At 47.3% G+C, this 17392-nt stretch carries 19 protein-coding genes; all 19 read right to left on the bottom strand.

Going from position 1 to position 17392, the window contains the following annotated elements; all coding sequences use genetic code 11:
* Nucleotides 1-118: 118 nt before the first annotated feature.
* The 19 genes from CZ360_RS06130 to CZ360_RS06030 all read right to left on the bottom strand — a co-directional run bounded on the left by CZ360_RS06130 (nt 119) and on the right by CZ360_RS06030 (nt 17344).
* The gene (locus CZ360_RS06130) at nt 119-2095 is read right to left on the bottom strand and encodes a DNA/RNA helicase domain-containing protein (protein WP_077533286.1); all 1977 of its coding nucleotides are present in this window, start codon (nt 2093-2095) and stop codon (nt 119-121) included.
* Between the two features lie 15 nt (nt 2096-2110).
* Entirely contained in the window at nt 2111-3457 is a 1347-nt protein-coding gene (locus CZ360_RS06125; protein ID WP_077533285.1) for a DUF3800 domain-containing protein, read from the bottom strand.
* Nucleotides 3458-3472: 15 nt separating this feature from the next.
* On the bottom strand, nt 3473-3691 hold the full coding sequence (locus CZ360_RS14020) for a hypothetical protein (protein WP_159438137.1): 219 nt from the start codon (nt 3689-3691) through the stop codon (nt 3473-3475).
* A 40-nt stretch (nt 3692-3731) separates the two neighbouring features.
* Complete coding sequence (locus CZ360_RS14015; RefSeq protein ID WP_077533283.1) at nt 3732-4019, bottom strand: hypothetical protein; 288 nt, start codon at nt 4017-4019, stop codon at nt 3732-3734.
* A 20-nt stretch (nt 4020-4039) separates the two neighbouring features.
* The gene (locus CZ360_RS06110; RefSeq protein WP_077533282.1) at nt 4040-4705 is read right to left on the bottom strand and encodes a GIY-YIG nuclease family protein; all 666 of its coding nucleotides are present in this window, start codon (nt 4703-4705) and stop codon (nt 4040-4042) included.
* A gap of 121 nt (nt 4706-4826) precedes the next feature.
* Nucleotides 4827-5189 carry a hypothetical protein gene (locus CZ360_RS06105; RefSeq protein WP_143530168.1) on the bottom strand — a complete coding sequence of 121 codons (363 nt, stop codon included), beginning with the start codon at nt 5187-5189 and terminating at the stop codon, nt 4827-4829.
* A gap of 135 nt (nt 5190-5324) precedes the next feature.
* Nucleotides 5325-8048, bottom strand: a complete 2724-nt coding sequence (locus CZ360_RS06100) for an N-6 DNA methylase (RefSeq protein WP_077533280.1) — start codon at nt 8046-8048, stop codon at nt 5325-5327.
* Nucleotides 8035-8415: a hypothetical protein gene (locus CZ360_RS06095; RefSeq protein WP_143530167.1), complete on the bottom strand. Its 381-nt coding sequence runs from the start codon at nt 8413-8415 to the stop codon at nt 8035-8037. Before CZ360_RS06095 ends, CZ360_RS06100 begins: the two co-directional genes overlap by 14 nt.
* Before the next feature lie 136 nt (nt 8416-8551).
* Entirely contained in the window at nt 8552-10162 is a 1611-nt protein-coding gene (locus CZ360_RS06090; RefSeq protein WP_002569232.1) for a recombinase family protein, read from the bottom strand.
* A 111-nt stretch (nt 10163-10273) separates the two neighbouring features.
* Complete coding sequence (locus tag CZ360_RS06085; RefSeq protein WP_002569233.1) at nt 10274-10462, bottom strand: transposon-encoded TnpW family protein; 189 nt, start codon at nt 10460-10462, stop codon at nt 10274-10276.
* Nucleotides 10459-11313 (bottom strand): ATP-binding protein, encoded by an 855-nt coding sequence (locus CZ360_RS06080; protein ID WP_002569234.1) that lies wholly within the window; start codon nt 11311-11313, stop codon nt 10459-10461. Before CZ360_RS06080 ends, CZ360_RS06085 begins: the two co-directional genes overlap by 4 nt.
* Entirely contained in the window at nt 11310-12059 is a 750-nt protein-coding gene (locus tag CZ360_RS06075; RefSeq protein ID WP_002569235.1) for a phage replisome organizer N-terminal domain-containing protein, read from the bottom strand. The genes CZ360_RS06080 and CZ360_RS06075 overlap by 4 nt, the downstream gene beginning before the upstream one ends.
* The gene (locus tag CZ360_RS06070) at nt 12049-12261 is read right to left on the bottom strand and encodes a hypothetical protein (protein ID WP_002569236.1); all 213 of its coding nucleotides are present in this window, start codon (nt 12259-12261) and stop codon (nt 12049-12051) included. The genes CZ360_RS06075 and CZ360_RS06070 overlap by 11 nt, the downstream gene beginning before the upstream one ends.
* A gap of 185 nt (nt 12262-12446) precedes the next feature.
* Nucleotides 12447-14069, bottom strand: a complete 1623-nt coding sequence (locus CZ360_RS06060; protein ID WP_002569237.1) for a relaxase/mobilization nuclease domain-containing protein — start codon at nt 14067-14069, stop codon at nt 12447-12449.
* Complete coding sequence (locus CZ360_RS06055; RefSeq protein ID WP_002569238.1) at nt 14041-14439, bottom strand: plasmid mobilization protein; 399 nt, start codon at nt 14437-14439, stop codon at nt 14041-14043. Before CZ360_RS06055 ends, CZ360_RS06060 begins: the two co-directional genes overlap by 29 nt.
* A gap of 624 nt (nt 14440-15063) precedes the next feature.
* The gene (locus CZ360_RS06050) at nt 15064-15267 is read right to left on the bottom strand and encodes a helix-turn-helix domain-containing protein (RefSeq protein ID WP_003505336.1); all 204 of its coding nucleotides are present in this window, start codon (nt 15265-15267) and stop codon (nt 15064-15066) included.
* A complete protein-coding gene (locus tag CZ360_RS06045) occupies nt 15257-15703 on the bottom strand; it encodes an RNA polymerase sigma factor (protein WP_003505338.1) in 447 nt (148 codons plus the stop codon). The genes CZ360_RS06050 and CZ360_RS06045 overlap by 11 nt, the downstream gene beginning before the upstream one ends.
* A 204-nt stretch (nt 15704-15907) precedes the next feature.
* Complete coding sequence (locus tag CZ360_RS06035; protein ID WP_003505400.1) at nt 15908-16675, bottom strand: class I SAM-dependent methyltransferase; 768 nt, start codon at nt 16673-16675, stop codon at nt 15908-15910.
* A gap of 213 nt (nt 16676-16888) precedes the next feature.
* A complete protein-coding gene (locus CZ360_RS06030; RefSeq protein WP_003505401.1) occupies nt 16889-17344 on the bottom strand; it encodes an XRE family transcriptional regulator in 456 nt (151 codons plus the stop codon).
* Nucleotides 17345-17392 lie beyond the last annotated feature (48 nt).

Genomic DNA, 17392 nt, shown 5'->3' with positions numbered 1-17392 from the left:
GCTGATATTCGCACAGGGCACAAGCGTTATAGTCGTTTCCATACAAATTCCTTTTATTTATGAAGCCCATTAATAATCAACCCTATTTTTTCTTATCTCCGTTTTATGAAACGGCAGATTATATGATTTGGATTCCAATCTCTTTCAAATACCCATAAATCCCATCATACCACTCGCGCCTACGGGTCTGATCGTTATCGCTACCCGCTGGCACAAAGATAGCCATGCCCTGACGGGCGCGGGTGAGTAGTACACGGTATGCGTTTTTCAGATACAGCCGCTTTTCTTCGGAATTTACGTTGTTCCAGTGATTGCCCACAAAGTTGTTGTAGGTCCATTCACCGTTTACATAGCGATAATCGGCATCCCACGCAACAACGGAATAGTCCAGCTCCAGTCCCTGAATATCGAACTCCGTCACCACATCCTCCAGCATATAGCTGGAACGCACATCGTCTTTGCCATTCAAAAACCAGTTAGCAACCGAAATCTCATTCTTTACGAAGATGCCATCCGGTTTCAAACGCAGAGCGCCGCTGCTGGCCAGTAAGCCATAGCGCGTGGTGCCTTGGCATTGCTCTCGCACCCACGCTTTTGCTTTGTTCAGGTCGCGGGTGATCACGATCGGATATTTATCTTTGATGCGCTGATATAGCTCTTTTGCTTCGTCTGTATCTGCATCCAGCACAGCTTTCACGAACGCCGCCAAATCCGGTGTGCGGAAGGACCGCACAGAGGTCGCCAAGTGCAGCTTGTCTCTTTCGTATGTCTGCAGCCCTGACAGCATGTCCGACCACGCCCTGCCGCGGCGATATTCATCATCGTTGAGCTGCGGTGTGATATATACGTCCCAATCCGGGAAGGACCGCTTCAGCGAATCAAACCATTCAGGGAGTCCGGCCTCGCCGGTGTTGATCTCCTGGCCGCCACCAACCAAGCAAATAACCACTGCCCAGTCCTGGTGTCTGTCCATGGTGCTGATCAGGAATTCCGGTTCGCTGCAATGGAAATCTGGCACACCTTTCTTGGTGCGCATAAATTTTCTAATCATATCGTGAGTCCACGCACGCTGCGCCTCATCAAAAATGGCAACGCGCTCCGGTGGTACATTATCATTGCCGACGAAGGAATCGCGATATTTGTGGATAATCTGAATAAATGCGGATGTGCTGCGCAGAGTATCTGCTTTGGCCACACGGTTACCGCGTTGTTTTTCCTGCTCCACCTTGTCGCGAGCCAGCGCTTCCTGCAGCACCGTCACCAACGGGAAGTTACCAGACAAAAATACTGCATGTTCACCGGCCTGTGCGTCCGAGCGCTGGATGGCGATGTTCAATCCTACCAGCGTTTTGCCTGCCCCGGGAACGCCTGTTACAAAGCAAATAGACTTTCTGCCGTTTGCTTTGCTGTGTTCAATAATGCGGTTGATTTCATCGGTAGTGACTGTCAGATTCTCTGCGCCTGCGTCGCTGCGGGTAATGTCATGGACATTGTGACCGCGATACAACGCCTGCGCTGCTTCTACGATCGTGGGCGTGGGAAGGTATTCTGAATTCTCCCATGCCTCGTAATCGAAGGGCGCCTCATTAAACTGTTCGGCAATATGCTCGATTGCAATACCAATATTTCTGGCATTGCATCGGATCGGCTCCACAATGCGATCGCGTACTGTGAGTGTATTCTGATACCGGGGCGCATGCGTGGAAATCATCATAGGCACCAGCAGCTTATTATGGCTTTCCTTCTGGAAATTGCGCAAATCCAATGCGTAATCGTACACCTGGTCATATGTAGACTGGCAATATTCGCTATCGCCGCACTTAAACTCCAGGAGAAAAACGATATTCCGGTAAAGCACCACTGCGTCCACACGCTTTCCCATGCGGGGAATGGTATATTCGAAAATGATCCTACCGTCCGAAAATGGGTGCAGCTGATCCTTGAGAATCTGCACCTCAGACTCCCAGGTATTGCTCTGCTGGATCGTCGTCTCTGCCGAAATATCGTTGGAGTGGATGATTCCGATGATTTCGCTGCTCGACTGCTGCAAAAAATCCGCAATCGTCGCAGAGTAATAGGATCTCAAATTACGCATAGTGGTTACCTCGTTTTATTCTGGTTTTGAATCAGCCGCATCAAAGCGTTCGGCCAGTTTTCCTATAAAAACACAGACTTCCGTTTGTGAAAACACGTTTGATTTCTGTGTAAAAAACATATTCTTATCTGTACTCTTTTTCATAAGTCGATGAAGCAAAATCAAATTCCGTTTCTGCTGCGCATTAATCATTCCAAAGATCAGAATGCATTCCTCCACTGTGACGCGGTTGGCAAATGTAAAAAAGGATGCCATAATGCCTGCCACAATATCACACAATTGCAACCATTTTGAATCGTGTGATTTTTCAAAGCGGAATGCTGCTCGATAGAATAAAAACTCGCCATCTATAGGTGTGCTTTCCAACACTTCTTGTACTTCGGATATTTCATCAAAAACATGTGTGCTACCCTGGAATATCCCCATTCTTGACATGTAATCGGCAGCAAACCCGTCGATCAGTATGTGATCCTCGTTGTCAATAAGAAACGGTATGTCTTCCTTCCTGCCTGACGCCTTCAGTTCTTGACGTAGAAATTCGAGTAAGAATTCATCGTCAACATCATCCGAGGCAATACCTTCTATCCAGTTCACCATTGCAACACAATACTCTTTGATTTTGCCTGGATCAATATTGGGATAATTATACCGCGCTAATAATGGAAGGATATAGTCCTCATCGCGCTGTGCATACTTAAACAGCACATTTTTGATTTCGTTGTGATAAACCGAAACTGACAAAACGGAATCCACGATATCTACCCGTGAGTAGTAGAGCAGATTGATCGCGCTCCAATGGATGTACAAATTATCGACTGACAGCATATCGGTCAATACCGATTCCACTTTTGCTGAATTTAGCGCGTGCAGAAATTTATGCGTTCCTTCTGGGACTTTTCCGATCAAATGCTTCTGTTTCACGTCAACAATGGATTTCTGCAATTGTAGCTTTGAAAAAACAGTATCTATATCTAACGGCGGTTCTGTTCCTTCAAAAGCAATACCTGCTAAAACGTAATCCTCGGTGTAATCCACATTTAAATCACCGGCCGCGTCTTTGAATTTGAATTTCAGGCAGTTATTGCTCTCGTCATAGTACATGGTGTAATGATTGAAAACGCCATCCAAAAAACATAGAATCTTTTCGTCATCAACACCCGAAAAATCATAAATAAACCAATGCACTACGCGGTAGGATATAGAATTATCCAACGCCCACTGAATAAAGTCCGTGTCTATAATTCCTTTATGGGCGTTGTTATAGTGCGCCACCAGTGTTAGTTCTTTCTGAAATGCTGCATTTTCGCTGGCAAACTCCGGAAAATCGGCGGTTGTTAACGGTCTGTTAGAGATATTTAGCACAGTACTCCCTCCGGTTTATTCATTCTCCGGACCGTACTCATCAAAGAATACATCTTTTCGAAAACTGTGAAATGTTATACGGAAATCATCCTGGATTTCATCATACAATTCAAAAATATTATCAAAAAGAACCTTCATATACCGAAGACGACCAGAAATTTCATCCAGATTACTTTTCCGCATTTTGTGAATTGCTTCATTTCGAATCACGTTGAAGGCTGCTACTTTTTCCAAAAACTCATCTTTTTTGTAGAAGCTTACGGTGTCCTTCAATTCATTCAAATAAGCACCTAACATTCTGTTCGCCGGGATTGAGAAACGAATGGTTGCAGGATGCACTGATAGCTGAATTAAAAAATGACAATCCTCCAATAAATGCAAACACATCGCTTCTATACAACTGATGGTACATCAGAACTGCAGACAGCATTCCAGAAAATGTTCCTGATGAAAAACTTTCATCAGCTAATTCGTTGAGCAGCTCTAAGTTTTCTGGCAGTTCAAGATTTGGCCATTTTTCGCTGTCCATTATTCTATTGACAATGTCGTCCACGCAGTTCACCTCAGTCCTTTTTATGTGATTTATACCCCTAAGCGGTGGCGGATGGTGTTCAGCCATTCGCCTTTATATTTGAAATATTTGGGGCCGGCGATGGCGCTTTTTACGCCGGTCAGATGTTTTGCCAGCGCTGTAAGCGACCAGGTTTCGCCGTTGTAGCTGACGTGCTTGTCGTCAACAACCTCGCACAGCTCGCCGGTGTGATCGTTTCCGTTGCAGAAGAATTCGATCTGCTCACCAACAGCGATGCCACAGGCAGAGAATGTAAACGGTGCCATGCGCTCCTGATGTTGTTCGTTGATCTCCTGCGCCAAAGCTTCCTCGCGCTGCTCTGTTGCTGTGGCTTTCCACTTTTTCAGTCGGTGCTTGTAATCGTTGATTTCTGCAATGGCTTCCAGAATGGAATAAGCATCCTCCGGTGTCATAGCATAAAATTCACGAATACGCCGCTTGCCATCTACTTCTTCGGTGGAACGCAGTTCCGGATTCAGCTTGTCCAATATGGAATGGAGCTTTTTGTCCGACAGCGCGGAATCCACTTCGTATGTGGCGTAGACGCGAAACGCAAACGGCACAGCAGTGCTGCGGTTCAGCTCGTCCAGCCGCTGCTTTACGTCCCTCGCATAGCCGATTTTCACGTACTGCGGAAACGATGGATTTGTAAGTATATAAATTACACCTTTGCTCATTTTTTCGCCTCGTTTCTGTTATTTTCAATACTATCCTGTGCAAACTATGTAGGGTAATTTATGTTCGACAATCCTATCGTCTATTGCAAACAGAACAATAGGATCGTCAGACTATCTGTGCTTATCTCAGAATTTCGCCACACGCCGCCGCAAAACCTTCGTAAGCATTTAGCGCTTTGATTGCTGACTGCTGCTTACGCCTTCTGCTATGCAGTGCACCACTATTGGGATTTAGTTTCGCAGCCAAAGCTGCGTCGGAACTGCATTTTTCAACCCACTCACGCATTAGTACCCTTGTAGCCTCTACAACATTCGCATGCAAGGGCTGCTCCAGATCGTAATGGGGCATAATTTTATAGGGCAGTGTATGAATATGCCGCTTCCCAAATCCACCCTCTGGCTGAAAATCTTTTATGGCATCAGCTAAAGCGTCGCTATTTAGTAACCCGGTATAGAATATGGCTTCATCCTCTGTTTCTGCCAAATACCAATACAACGTTTGGTCAATGATAAGTCGGCTCCTGTCGTATGATTCTAACGATATATAGGCGGCACACGGATTTGATCCACTAGCGTTAGAAAGTACAAGCCAATTTGCGGTTGAAAAGTTTTGGTTGCGCTATTTACCATAGATATTTATTCTATTTTCAAAGAATTGCACCAAATTTTCATGGACACCTGTTTCTATTTGAGTGAACACTGCATTTGTGCTTGTGTTCATGCGCACACGATCTGCGGCACCAATAGTTTTCCATTCGCCGCCTTCTTTTCGACCTGGAAGCAATACCTTGGCCGGTGCAGAAATAACGAACGGTGATAGATGTTTGGAGATAAACGCATCGAAAACGTATTCTTTGTCGATGTTGTTGCCACTCAGTTCATTGCAGCATTCAATTTTGCTGTCACTCACTAAATACCACAATTCATCTGTTCGCTCAATCGGAGAAATATCCCAATTTCCGTTTGTTCTTTCAACAAACTTATGGAATAGTGCTGTTCTCGGAAATACGTCGCAGCCTTGGTAGAATCTGAGCGGACTGTCGTTAATCACATCTACTACTTCAACATCGGCGCCTTGGTTCGTCCATGCGCTGCGCGCACCTTGTCGATTAAGTGTATAACTGCATTCAGAAAATACGCATGGAGCAGTGTACACACGTCCATATAAACAATCCGGTGAAGGTTGATTTACTTTTTTACCGGATACTACTACCGCTTTGTTTTTGAAAGTATCAATTGGAAGTTCCCAAAGTGCATTCATTTGCATTGGTAGACTGGCTCTGGACGTTCTAAATCTTTCGCTTCTGAAATGCTCGTGGTTTAATCCACTCAACAGACTACCTGGCATTATACAGCTCCAGAAGCCACCATCCTTTATGTAACGATCAACAGCGCTTACTAAAAATATGGTGGCCAGCTCCATATGTGGATGGGATGCTCCTGTCGGTTTGATACCATAGTGGTCCGCGAGTGTTTGCAAAGAAGTTTTATACGGATTTACCGCCAATTTACTCATAGCCATCCACGGAGGATTTGAAACAATACAATCAAATTGTCGAGCGGTTACACCGGGGCGATAACTGTTGGATAAAATGAAATGCCAAATTCCGTTTCGACCCTGCCGTTGCAATCGCTCAAGTTCCAAGATTAACTGCCCTGCGGATATGCATAACGCTGCACGCTCGTCATCGGCAAACACAACCTCTGTTTCTTGCGTTATTGAATCAACTACAGCTGACACTTCGTCGTCCGCAAGTGTCACTTCTGGATGATTTGCTCTTATCATAGCAAATCTATAGGCTTTCGCCATAAAGGAATCAAATGTGCTCCTGTGTTCAGGCGAAAGCAAGAAACCAGGAAGCTCTACCTGATGATTATCAAAATGCAAAACATATGAATCACCAGCACTTTCCGGCATTCTATGTGTTATTGGTGTCGCAACGAACAGTGAGTCTGCATGATAAATGGGAATTACTATATTACCGTCATGTACACTAAATAGGTCACGCATCGCCATAACCCAGTTGACTTTTGCCAACATTACTGCAAGAGGATCGATATCAAATCCCATCACACAGGAAAAAGCAATTGCATCTTTTTCTGCAGAATAGCTTTCTTCGTTGATTGCAAACCGATAACGAATTGCTTTGATCGTTTCGATCAGGAAAACGCCGGAGCCGCAACACATATCCAACACTTTGGGGCTGTTGCTGGTAAGTTGATCCATGTTATATTCAACGATTTCCCTCGCTGCCCAATGAGGTGTAAATTCTTGCCCCAGCATCAATCTGTGCTCGGCATTCGCCATTTGCGCTAACAGTTTTCCAAAAATATCATTTTCTCCAAGGTGCGAAAAATCATATGCAACAAGGCGCTGTTGCATCTCCGCCACGCTATCCATAATAAGACTGGAGTAAGGAGCGCTATTTAACCAACCAAAATAGTCGTAATCTACCAAGTTCTCTATGTTTTGGTTTGAAAAATAACCGCCATCCAGAATTTGCTGTATTTCATTCCTTGTGCTTACTACTGGAGCGCCTGCCAGGACATTTACGCAAATGATTTTAGCAACTGTCACCAAATAGAACTCATTGATATATGTATCAACGGAAAATTCACCATAATCTGAAATTCCAAGGTATGCGATAAAATTCTGCCACACTTGACGAATCAGATCGGCATACTCTCGTTTTTCGGACATCGCTGTTCGCACTGCAGTTTCAAATATGCGAGCATGATTGCGGTAAAAGGAACTTTCAATACCGAAATCCATCACAAGCGTATTTGCGTTCAGTAAGCGAGACTGATCGCGTCCGAGGAACTGATCTACAAACCCTTCAAAACGATTTCGTTCTTCGGTGGTATCAACCGACAAATCGACAAAGGTTACCTGTTGTAGTTCAATGTTATCAGGGCCATACAAACCACTTTCTGTTGCTTCTCCTAAAACAGAAACAGCATAGCCATACCATCTCACCGTGTCCGAAAGCACACCTAAGATTTCATTTGCGGGTATGCCAACATTATATAATGCTGCACAATACTCTTTTACCTGGTGATAGCCCTCATCAAAAATACGACGGTTTGTCAAATTCTTTTCATACTCAACGGCCGTTTTGCCTACAACCGCATCCACAAAACCTTGGCGGTCCCCGTTTTCTGATGAAAAACGCACCCTTTCTTCGGTGCCCATCATATGAGCCTCAATCCACCACGGCAAATCAGGGAAGATGGCCGATAGCTTTGAAGACAAATAATGACGCAATCTATCCTCGACTGCTCCAGCGTCAATCATGGTCTGCGCATTACGTGCAAAATCTCGTAATGCTTCATGATTCATCATTTTTGCCACCCCTTTCTAGTAGTTTCCTGTTTAGTAATATTCGAATTTCATTAAGGATTTCTGTTCCGTTTTCGAATGGAGCAACTACAACCGTGTCAATTTTATCCTGTAATTCTTGTGTCGTTTGTTTGACTTGAAGCAGCTGATCTGCATATACGGATAACAATTGCAACTGATCTGCGGAATATTGTGGAAACAGTAACTTTCGGATATGACTTGCCTCCACTTTTAATGCTCCGCCACCCATAATTGCACTAATAATCTCCAGATAGCATTTACTCCACGAAGAATTCAGTAACGCAAATGCAATTTTAGTTGCCTGTTCAGAACTGCACCAAAGTGTCGAAAAATTCGCATCTACTGCCACGGGTGCTTCTGGTGTCTGCGGGACGAAAATACATTCCGCAGCCTTTTACTGATGTGCGATAAAGAAGTAATAGAAGTGTAAAAAATTTTGCCGTTCCTATCCGGCACTTGCGCATTGTGTCGGATAGGTCGGGCGGTTATTCGGGCAAGTCCACCTTGCCAACAAAAGAATAATAAATCTCAATGTCCTGTCTGCGGGTCTTGTTCTCGTCATAGCTGCACTCATGCACAACGATTTTCTCTACAAACTCCCGCAGCAGAGTAGGGGTAAGTTCTTCAAAGCTGGTATGCCGCCGGACAACATTCATAAACTTTTCTGCGTTCACGGTGGCTTCCTGTGCTTTGGAAAGCTCCGCTTGAATAGCAGCGGCTCTTTCTTTCAGCTCCCGTTGCTCTGCTTCATAGTCTGCCGACAGCTCTGTGAAACGCTCGTCTGATATGCGCCCGGTCACGCTGTCCTCATACAGCCGCTTGAAGATAGCGGATAACTCGGCTATGCGTTTCTCGGAGGCTTCCAGTTCCTTTTTCTTGGCGGCGTTCCTGCGTTTGCCCCCGTCCTCGTTCTGCTCAATCAAGAGTTTCATAAACCGGGCTTCATGCTTTGCCGCATAGCTGGTCACTTTCCGCAGATTGGAGAGTACACCAGCGGTCAAGAGGTCGGTGCGGATAAAGTGCGCCGTACAGTCATGGGTGCGTTTCTTGTAGTTGCCGCAGATATAACAGTCCTGCTTGCGCTTGTCCGTCTGGTATCGCTGCTGATACATCACGCTGCCGCAGTCCGCACAGAACAGTATGCCGGAGAACAAACCCACTTCATCATAGCGGTTTGGGCGTTTGCGCTGTTTGCGAAGCTCCTGCACCCGTTCCCATGTTTGGGTGTCTATGATAGGCTCGTGGTGGTTCTCGAAAATCACTTGCTTTTCCGGGGGATTTTCTACACTGTGCTTGACTTTGTAAGAAAGTTTTTCTGTCTTGAAATTTACCAGACAGCCTGTGTATTCCCGGTTTTCAAGGATATGCACTACGGTATTGGTCGCCCACTTGCACTCATAGCCGGGGTGGTAGCGGCGGGTGCTGCCCGTCCTGCGGTATTCAAGCGTTCCCGGCGTGGGGATTTGCTGCTCTGTGAGCATACGGGCTATCTTGGTCGGACCATTCCCGGCAAGACAGAGGTTGTATATCTGCTTGACTACGGGTGCAGCTTCCTCGTCAATAATGAAATTTTCATCCTCGTCCATGAGGTAGCCATACACAGGCTTGCTTGTGATGGGCTTGCCATTCATGCCTTTTGAGCGTTTTACTGCTTTGATTTTCTTGCTCGTATCTCTCACCAGCCATTCGTTAAAGATATTCCGCAGCGGGGCAAAGTCATTGTCGCCCTGTGCGCTGTCCACTCCGTCATTGATAGCGATGAAGCGGACACCTTTCTGTGGGAAAATCATTTCCGTGTACATTCCCACTTGCAGGTAGTTTCGCCCTAACCTCGACATATCCTTTACGATAACTGTCCCGACTTTTCCGGCTTCAATGTCCGCAAGCATGGCTTGAAAACCGGGTCTTTGAAAGTTCGCACCAGAATAACCGTCGTCCGTGTACCAGCGCAGATTGGAAAAGCCGTTCTGCTTTGCATAGGTTTCAAGGATACGCTTCTGATTGGAAATGGAATTGCTTTCGCCTTGCAGCTCGTCCTCATGGGATAGTCTTGGGTAAAGGGCGGTAATTGGTTGTTGGTTGGTCTGTCTTAACATAAAATCCTCCGTTTCCGACAGCCAGCCCCACTATTCCGTACCTTGATTGTACCACATGGGGCGGCTGTCTGTATAGCGGCAAAAGCGTCAAATCTGCTTCTTTATGGTCGGTCAAATCGCCGTTTTTTGTGTAGCAGCTTCCGCTTCCAGCACTTTCATCATCTTGTCGGCTGCGGTGTCGGTTGCGCCCTGCTTGAAGAAGCCGGAAACGGTAAGGACGGAGTTGCCCATGCGGATTTCCGTCACACAGTCCGGGCGGCGGTCTGTTTTGGTGGTGCTTGTCTGTTTCGTTTCTGTCATAGGCTCTCCTTTCGCTGCTTCATCAGTTGCTTTAAGCGTTCCAGCTTTTCCTGTGCGGTTTCCTTTCGGAAGTTGCTGCCCGTGAAGCGGACGGGGGCGCACATGGAAGTCAGCCTGTCATAGATACGGGCGTGGGGCGTGTCCTGCGGGTGCTGCAATTCCTCCAGCGTGAGGTTGGTCGTGGCGATCAGCGGCTTGCCGCTTCGGTAACGGCTGTCAATCACGCTGTAAACCTGTTCCAGCCCGTATTCTGTTCCTCGCTCCATACCGAAATCATCAAGTATCAGCAGAGGGTAGCTGCAAAGGCGGGAAATATATTCGTTCCTGCCCTCAAAGCTGGCGGCAAGGTCACCCAGTATCGTTGCAAAGTTTGTCATGCAGACGGCAACCTCTTTTTCCATAAGGGCGTTGGCGATACAGGCGGCAAGGTAGCTTTTTCCCGTCCCCACGCCGCCCCAAAACAGGTAGCCGATATTTTCAGCCTGCATGGTTTCCCAGCTCTCCACATAAAAGCGGGCGGTTTCGGTCTGCGGGTTTCTGCCGTTGTCATGCTCAAATGTCCAGTTCCGCATAGCAGGGTCGGTAAAGCCCCGGCGTTTCAAGTCCTCCACTTTTTCAAGGTGCTTCTGTCGGCTTTCGGCGGCTTGCTGCTTTTCACGGGCTGCCCGCTGGCAGTCGCACTCTGCCGGGTGGCGGTCACGCCCGAAACAAGTCTTTCCCTCTGCAAAATAGGCTTCTTTGGGCGTATGGCACTTACCGCAGTATAAAAGCCCGTCCTCGCCTGTGTAGTCCTCCGCTTCGGCGGTAGTGGCTGTAATGTCCGTAATCATAGCTTCAATTCCGTTTTTCATAAGCTCTCGCCCTCCTTGCATGAATAATCGGGTATGCCCTGTTTCGGGGCAGCCTTGCCTTTGGCAGCGTCCTCCTGCGCCCACTTGTAAATGGTGGCTGCATGGCTGTGGTACTGTTTCCCGGTGGAAGCGATATGGCAGGAAAGCCGGTCAATATAATACTCCCACTTGTCGGGCAACTCTGTTTTTAGCCCGGAAAGCTCTGTATCGGTCAGTATCACATTGTTGTATCTGCCATAAGCGGCGGGGGCGGGGTGTCCCGTTTCTCCCTCTCTCTCTTTTTCTATCTCTATCTCTTTCTCTAACTCTATCTCTATCTCTGGTGGACGAATGTCGGACAAATGTCCGCCTTTTGTCCGGGGCGGTAAAAGTGCCTTGTTTTCCAGTCTTGCAGCCCGTTTCCGCTCGGCTTCGGTAGAGGACTGTCCTATCATCAGCTCAATGTCGGTCATATAGAAAGCCCCGCTGTCAAGCTGCTCCACAAGCCCCAACTGCCGGAAAATCTCTAAAGCCCTCTCAACCGTCCCTATCTGGTGGCGGGTCAGTGTCGCTATCATCTGCGCTGTGTAGGGGATATGCTCGTCAAGCTGCAATTTCCCGCCGTTTTTCAGCGATTTTAAGTACAGCTTCAAGAGGATATTGGAGTATAAAATCCCGTCTTTCATATCTTCCAGCAGCACAATGGAGTCGCTGTCAAAAAAGTTCTCTTTCAGCTTGAGGTAGTAATACTTGCGGTTATCTGCCATTGTCCCTGTCCTCCTTTTTCCGGCGTTTGGAGTAGTAGTGGGGGCAGAGTATGATAACCGCCCGGAAGCTCTGCTTGCAGCTATGGGTACAGCCCCGGCAGAGGTCATTGTATGTGATACGATCGCAGGTGGAATTCCCGACTTTCACTTGCCGCAGGAAAAAAGACCATTCCAGCCGCCGTTTCTTGCTCATTCTTGGCATGGGTGCGCTCCTTTCTGCCGTTTCCGCTGGTGTGGCGGTATCGGCGGTAATTCTGTATCATCTCGGTATCATTTTCGGGTTTTTTCTGCCCTATAAGCCCGTTAAAAAATCCTTTGGTATTTGCGGATAGGGTACGGGGCAGCCCCCTTGTTCTGTATAGGTTCGGGTACATTTTGGGGCGGTTTTTATCGTTCCTGTTCCTGCCTTTTCACAGGCTTGCGCTCCCGGTGTAAAATCTGGTCGATATTGCCCTTGACAGTCTGTAAGCGGCGGTATTCCTCCCGTTTTGCCCGGTAATCGTTGTAGCCGCTGTTTTTCTCTTGGATAAGGGTTTCAATCTCTGCTTGCAGGGCTTTATAGCTCGGCAGCTTGGAAATGCCGTTTTCCCTGAAATAGCGGGCGGCTGCGTCTGCTATGATAAAGTCGCTTTCGTACTTCTGACGGTAGGCTGCTTTTGCTTTGGCGTTTTTCTGCTGTTTCAGCCCGTCCCGGACAGGGCGGGTCTTGGAATAGGCAAGCACCTGCCGTTGCAGCTCCTTTTTCCCGTTCAGCGTCTTTTCCATCTGCTTCAGCTCTGTAAGGCTTTCCCGCATGGCGGTATAGGCGGCAGAACAGGCTTCGTCCAGTTCCTCCGGGGAAGAAAAGCCGTACTGCTGATAGGCGGTAACGGTAGCTGCCATTTGCTTTAGGTTGTGCTTTGCCGCCCAGCGGTCATAGCCCACGCCCTTGCCCTCGGCTCGCTTGGCTTCCCGGTCAACCATGCGCTGCAAGGTGTTGTCTGCCGGGGTGGTTTTTGTGGTTTTTTCCCCTTGTGACAGCTTTTTAACCGCGGCAGGGTATTCGAGTATGGCTTTGCTCTGTTCGGCGGCTCTGTGGGCGTTCTGCGTAAGCAGGACAAGGACAGCAGCCTTGTCAAAATCGTCCCCCAGCTTCCGGGCTGTGATAGGCTTTGTCCTGTCCGGCGTGAGGTAGGAAAGCCGCCCCCGGCTCTCCTTGACGGTCACACCCTCCCGCAGCAAAAGGGAAGAAAATTCGTCAAAGCTGCCAGCTTGGGAAAGTGCCTGCCGTATCGTCCGGCGCAGCTTCGCCTTGTCCGTTTCAAACTTGGTGGGCTTGGTCGGCTGTCCTGCGGCTTCTCTGACAGCGTTCTCTTTATCAAGGGCAAGCTGTCCTTTCTTTGCCGCCCAGTATTCCCGTTCGGTTATCCGTTCCTTGCTGCCGCTTAGGAGGTCGATTTGGTAAAGCCCCTCCCGGTGGCACATCTCCATGACTTCACTCTTGAAATATTCCATAGCGGCGTTGGTGCAGCGGTGCTTGCAGCCCTCCCGTGTGTCGGCTGGTCTGTCCATGTAGGGCAGAAGCGGGACTTCATAAATCCGCAGGGAGTTGATGACGATATGCACATGGATATTGCCGCTGTGGTTATGCCCGTCCGGGTGGGTGCAGACTAAGGCTTGGTGTCCGGGGAAATGCTCTTTACAGAACTGCTCGCCCAGCTCCTGCGCCCGGTCTACGGTCAAGCCGTTGTCTGTCCCGTCCCGTGGGTCAAAGCTGATGATATAGTGGTGGCTTTTCACATCTTCCCGTTTTTGGTTTTTCTCATAGCGGAGATTAGCCCGCATACAGGCAACAGCGAAATCCTCGCCCCCACAGTTGAGGGAAGAAATGCGGTAATCCTCCCTCGGTATCAGCCGCCCGTTTTCATCAAGGGTGGGCTTCATGGTAAACTCGTCATGCTCAAATGTGAGATAGGCTTCCGCTGCGCCATAGTCCGCATTTTTAGAGCTGATATGTTTGAATGTTGCCAACAGCGTCACCCACTTTCTGCAAGACTTCAAACTTTAGGGCAGCAAGGTCGGAAACCGCCGCCCGTACCTCCCCGGCAAGCTGCGGGTAGGGGCTGTGCCACTCGTTCAGCGTCCGGGCTATCTGGTTTAAGTTGCCGCCGATCCTGCCGTATTCGGCGGTCAGCTTCCCGACAGCGGCAAGCAACTCGTCATTGACGGGGGAAACGGTTATGATGGGGCGTATGGCTGCCCCGGTTATGGCTTGCCGGATAAACTCGGCTTGGCTCATGTTGTAAGCAGAAAGCCTTTCCGCAAACTCGGCGTATTCTTCCTCGGTCATGCGTGTCTTGACTACCCGGCTGCGGTGCGGCGTGTTATATCGTTTTCGCATGGTAAAACCTCCTTCGGCTGTGCGTGGTGTCCTCTCACTAATAGGAGAAAAACAGGGTGTAAAGCGGAACTGTTTTTGAAAAATCCGAAAAATTATTTTGAGGGATTTTCCAGCGGCGTAAGCCGCATAAGCAGGGTTTGGGGAAGGCACTCCCCAACAAGATTCCCGCAGGGGCAAAATGAGCGATAAGCGAATTTTGGTACTGCGGTAGAATCTTGCTCTGAAAAACTCCGGCGTTCCCCGGCTTCCGTACTTTCCGCTAACAAGACGTTTCAAAAGGGCTTTGCTACCCGCTATTCCGGCATATCTTGAAAATTTTCCTTTCACTACCTACAACACCACGCAAAGCAAAATGGACGGAGATTTTTAGAATTTCCCCTTATTCCCTACAACACCACGCAAGCCGAAAAAGGCGGACAATGGCAGTATTTTTTTCTTTGATACCCTCCACGGATAAGTAAGGGATTTTGCCAACTGCGGCGGCAATTTTCCCTTTTGTTTTTTCATACTGGGGATTTTCAAAAATGCCAAACAGGAACGAAAAAAAGCAGCAAATCTGTTGAATAGATTTACTGCTTTCTGGTTGCCGGCGAAGCGGCGGTTATTCAGTTGTAGGCGGTAGGGCTATCTCCCAAAGCGGAACTTGAAAATAGCTGTGAGAAGCGTCTGGGTGATGTAGTCCTCTGTATCTTGGTCTACCCGTCCATTCACACGGGCGGCACATTGTATGCGGCGGCGGTAATACTGCAATACAGTTCCCACCGCTTCCGGCTCCCCGCTGGTGGCTTGGACGATTGTTTCATAGGGGAGAAGCCTATTATTTCTCATATGCCATTCCCTCCATTTCCGCTTGGAGCTGCCGTAGGACTTTTCGGATATGGTAGCCCGCTGTGCTGCGGCTGCGCCCGTACTGTCTGCCAATTTCGTGCTGTGGAATACGCTTGAAAAAGGACAGGTAAATCATTTCCCGCTCCCGTTCGTCCAGCCGTGACAGGGCTTCCGCAAGTAAGCCGCTGCTGAAAATGACCGTATCGCCGCAAAGGGTAAGTATGTATTCCTCGTCCGGCTCCGGGGCTTGGAAATATTCATCTGTCGTGCCTAAAGGGTAGTGCTTTTCGTCTGTGAGGTATTCAAGGGATATTTCTCTTTTGTGCTTCCTGCTCCGTGTCCTCGCTGCGTTGATCGTTGCATTTCGGATAACGACTTTGCAAAAGGCATGGAAAGTGTACTCGATATGTTCCCGATATTCTTCTGTACAGGTCATGGAAAATCCCCCTTTCCTCCCAAAAGGGCTGTGGCTGGTTAGTAGTTGCTTTTTATGATAGTAAGGGGCGGCAGCACTTTAGGCTGTCGCTCCTTGACTGCCTAACTGCAAAACCGGGCGGGGCTGTCAACGGCGGGCGAAGCCCGTTCATCTTGACCGTTGACTGGCTCGGCCAGGTTTGCTATTTATCCGGCAAACTTGAATTTATTTTAAGCTATCACGTTTTACCTTTTTAAGCCTTACTATCATTACCATAGGAATTTCTTTGTTGTTTTTGAAACATTCTTCATAAAATCCATCAATGACAAATCCAGCTCTAAAACAAAGGTTAAAAATATCTTGTATGGAACGATGATAATAAATCTGCTCCTCCGGTTGCCCTTCAATCGCTATACCATAGTAACTGTGCGGTGTCATATATTTTTCAGTCAACGTGATAAAACAAGGGTGTTGCGTTGCAAAGACAAAAATTCCGCTTTCCTCCAACAGTTCATAAACAGCCATAAGAAGTGGTTCAATATCCGTAATATCCATAATTGCCATATTAGAAACTGCTTTCGTAAAGGCTCGATTTCTTTTTAATTCTAATATACTTTCTCTATTGGTCGCATCCGCTACACAAAATTCAATTTGTTTTGCATATTGTGATTGCCGTCTTTTAGCCAATTCTATCATTTTTTTGCTGTAATCAAAAGCGACAATCGAAGCGCCTCTTTGTGCAAGATACGAAGAATAATTTCCATTGCCACACGCAATATCCAAAATGTAATCCGCAGGATTAGGAGATAGAAGTTCCGTTACTTTGGGACGCACTACCTCTCTGTGAAATTCATTAGATTTGTCACCCATTGCATTATCCCAAAATTGTGCGTTTTTCTCCCAGATTTTTTTACTTTCCTCTGTTCCCATGTTCTCTCCCACTCCCAAAATTTGCCTTTTTGCTTCCATTAAATCTTCCTTACTATATTCCATTGTTACCCTCCATAACTTCTGATTGTTGCCGTCTTGACTATTATGTATCTTTTCTTTCCAAAATGGTATAGGCTTTTATTTTTATAATGCTGCAAAACTTTTCTTCTGTAAGGTATTCAAAGGATATTTCCCTTTGCCGCCGCTATTGGAAAGCCAAAAGCAGCGGCTTTTTTACGCGATATGACCGAAAAGTCTAGAAAGCAGGATATGTCATCATTTGTCATTTCTTCTCAATGTAATAACTGCATGGCATATCAAGCCAAATACAAGAGAAAAACAGCCACCGCCAAATAGTGATGCTCCCCACCCTGCACCCGACATTGTCATAAAACCGCCAACAAAGAAAATACCAATGCCAAGAAATATCCCGACACCATAAAAAAGTCCAATTGCCATATCATACTTATTAAATTGTCGTTTCTCTTTTTTTTCACATGTTTCCATTTTTGTTATTACCTCCTTCGCAAAATCGTCCATGTGGACTCCAAAAAGAAAACAAATTTTTTTCAACGTATTTAAATCGGGTTCATTAACATCTCTCTCCCAATTCGATAGCGCCTGCCGGGTAACATTCAATTCCCCAGCCAGTTCTTCCTGTGTCATTCCCGATTGTGTTCGCAGATGACGTATTTGCTTTCCTGTTGTAATATCCGTCTGTTTCTGGTTCAAAATGGTTCCTCCTCTCTGATGCTGATTTTATCAATGATATTTCGCAAT

The sequence above is a fragment of the Massiliimalia massiliensis genome (assembly GCF_900155615.1).
Lineage (GTDB): Bacteria > Bacillota > Clostridia > Oscillospirales > Ruminococcaceae > Massiliimalia > Massiliimalia massiliensis.
Note: the sequence above shows the minus strand (reverse complement) of the source record. Positions and strands in the feature narration are given on the sequence as shown.